The organism is Agromyces humi (genome assembly GCF_009720255.1).
Taxonomy (GTDB): Bacteria; Actinomycetota; Actinomycetes; order Actinomycetales; family Microbacteriaceae; genus Agromyces; species Agromyces humi.
This window is the reverse complement of the sequence record NZ_WJSP02000453.1, coordinates 1-2,739: the sequence shown is the minus strand read 5'-3', so window position 1 is coordinate 2,739 and position 2,739 is coordinate 1. Positions and strand designations below refer to the sequence as shown.

Below are 2,739 nucleotides of genomic sequence, written 5' to 3'. Positions count from 1 at the left end.
AGCGTCGCCGCCCGGCGGAAGCCGTGGCCCTCGCCGGCGTACCCGACGTACCGGTACGGCACGCCGGCGGCCTGCAGCCCGGCGACGAACCGCTCGGTCGTCTCGGGCAGGCAGATCGGGTCCTCGAGCCCCTGCAGCACGAGGATCGGCCCGTGCGCCGCATCCGCTCGATCGCTCGGCGAGCGCCGGCGATAGAGCGGCTCGGCTTCGGGCAGGCGGCCGACCAGCCCGACGAGGTACTCGGACTCGAAGTCGTGCGTCTCCCCCGTCGCCCAGGCGACCAGGTCGATCACGGGATAGCTCACCAGCCCGACGCGGAAGACGGACGGTCGGGTCATCGCCGCGGCGCTCGTGAAGCCGCCGGCGCTGCCCCCTCGAATCGCGAGGCGCTCGGGATCGGCGAGGCCCGCCTCGACCATCGCCAGCGCGGCGGTCTCGGCATCGGCCAGGTCGACCTCGCCCCAGGAGCCGCGGAGGCGCTCACGCCATGCACGGCCGAACCCGGTCGATCCGCCGTACTCCGGCGCGACCACCCCGATCCCCCGTGAGGTGAAGTAGGCGATCTCCAGGTCGAGTCCGACGCCGTTCGATCCGGTCGGCCCACCGTGGATGTGCACGACGTACGGGGCCGCCTCGCCAGCTTCGGGCTCGGCGAAGGGGTTCGTCGGAGGCCACACGTTGGCCGGCACGGCGATCCCGTCGGGCCCGGTGAGCAGCTCGAACCGCCGCTGCGGCAGCCACTCCGCGTCGAGCACGGCGCCGTCGGCGCTGCGTGGGAGCGCCTCATGGCCGCCGACCGGCACGAAACCGTCGATCCCGGGCCCGTCGACGTGGGCGACGAAGACGCGAGGCAGCGCACGCGGGCCCGAACCGATCCCCGCGACGAGGCCTCGACCAGCCGCGATCGTCGGCGCCCACTGCTCGATGCCCTCCTCGTCGGAACGGGGAATCGGGAGGATCCGGCCCGAGTCGAGCTCGACGACGACCGCGCGCTCGCCGAGCAGTGCGGCGACGTGGTCGCGATCGAGTGCCGCGAACCAGCGCGACCCGGTCTTCCAGAGCGGCCCCCCGAGCTCGGCGGTCTCGGCGGTGATGGCGCGTTCGCCGCCGGAGGACGCATCGACCTCGACGAGGTTCCACCATCCCGAGCGATCGCTCGAGCAGAGCAGGCGGTCGGCGTCGCGCCACTCCACCTGGCAGATCGACACGGCGGCGTCGCCGATCAGCACGCGTTCCCCGACGAACGCGCCGTCGACGAGGTCCGCGACGACGACGTTCGTGGCGTCCCACGGCATGTCGGGGTGGTTCCAGCCGATCCAGGCGGCCCGACGACCGTCGGGGGCGACGCGCAGGCCGGCGAGGAACCGGTGGGGTCCGGGCTCGGCCAACCGGCGGACGCGCTCGGGAGCGTCCGCCGCGGATCCGTCGAGCGGCACCGCGACCCACGCGCGCTCGACATCGGTGGGATGCTCCGAGCGATGACGCTCCCGGAGGACCCAGACCTCGTCGTCGACGATCACCGGCTCCGCGTACCGGTCGGCTGCGGGCCGCGACGCCGGCGGGGTGAGCGGGCGCGAGCTGCCGTCGACCGTGACCGCGTGCAGGCGGTGATCACGCCAGTCGGTGTAGCAGAATGCACCGCGCTCGGAGGGGAGCGGGCACCACGGCCGGCCGCCGTACTCGTGCACGCGATTCCGCACGTTGGCGTCGGGTGGGCTGACTTCCCGCGCGGCACCGTCGTCGTCGAGTCGCATGAGCGCCAGCCTGCCGCCCTCCTGGGGCAGCCCCTCGACCCACCACGGCGCCCCGTCGACGACCTCGATCCACTGGAGCGAGCCACGCGCCGCGGCGACGTCGGCGGCGGAGATCCGCGACGGCCACGTTCCCGCCGGCCGCTGCCGCCGCTCAGGCACGGTCGACCGCCAGCGCCGAGGGCACCACCGAGAGCAGCCGCCGCGTGTAGTCGTGCTGCGGGTCGAGGAGCACCTGCTCGGTCGCTCCCTCCTCGACGATGCGGCCGTGGTGCATGACGACGACCCGGTCGGCGATGTTCCACGCCAGCCCGAGGTCGTGCGTGATGACGAGTGCGCCGAGTCCGAGCTCGTGCTTCAGTCTGAGGAACAGGCCGAGGATCTCACCGCGTGCGCTCGCGTCGAGGCTCGCGACGGGCTCGTCCGCGACCAGGAACGACGGCCGGAGGGCCAGGGCGCCGGCGATCACGACGCGCTGGCGCTGGCCGCCCGACAGCTCCTGCGGGATGGCGCCGACGTAGCGCTCCGGCGGCGACAGCTCGGCCTCGGCGAGCGCGCGGGCGACGATGGCGTCCTCGTCGCCCGGCATCCGATGCAGGCGCGGCCCCTCGGCGACGGCCTCGTAGACGGTGTGCCGGGGATTGAGCGCCGCGCTGGGATCCTGCAGCACGAACTGGACCGCGCGACGGAAGGCGAGCAGCTCCTTGCGGCGCGTCGGCAGTGGCGCACCCCGGAAGCGCACCTCCCCCGAGGTCGGGCGCTGCAGGCCGAGGAGGGAGCGGGCGAGCGTGGTCTTGCCCGAACCCGACTGCCCGACGAGCGCCACGATCTCACCGGCACGGCAGGCGAGGCTCACGTCGTCGACCGCGGCCACGGTGCCGCCGCGACCGCGGTAGCGCACGGTCAGGTGGTCGGCCGCCACGACGATGTCGCCGGCCGGGCCGGCCTGATCCGTCTGGCTGGGCTCGCCGGTGCGGCGGCTCTGGAT

At 74.2% G+C, this 2,739-nt stretch carries 2 protein-coding genes; both read right to left on the bottom strand.

All coding sequences use genetic code 11. The annotated features are described in order from the left end of the window. On the bottom strand, positions 1-1,913 hold a 1,913-nt coding region (locus GH736_RS20790; RefSeq protein WP_159606698.1), incomplete at its 3' end, for a S9 family peptidase. After that, positions 1,906-2,739, bottom strand: an 834-nt coding sequence (locus tag GH736_RS20785; protein WP_235934570.1) for an ABC transporter ATP-binding protein, incomplete at its 5' end; no start/stop codon positions are given. The genes GH736_RS20790 and GH736_RS20785, both read right to left, overlap by 8 nt.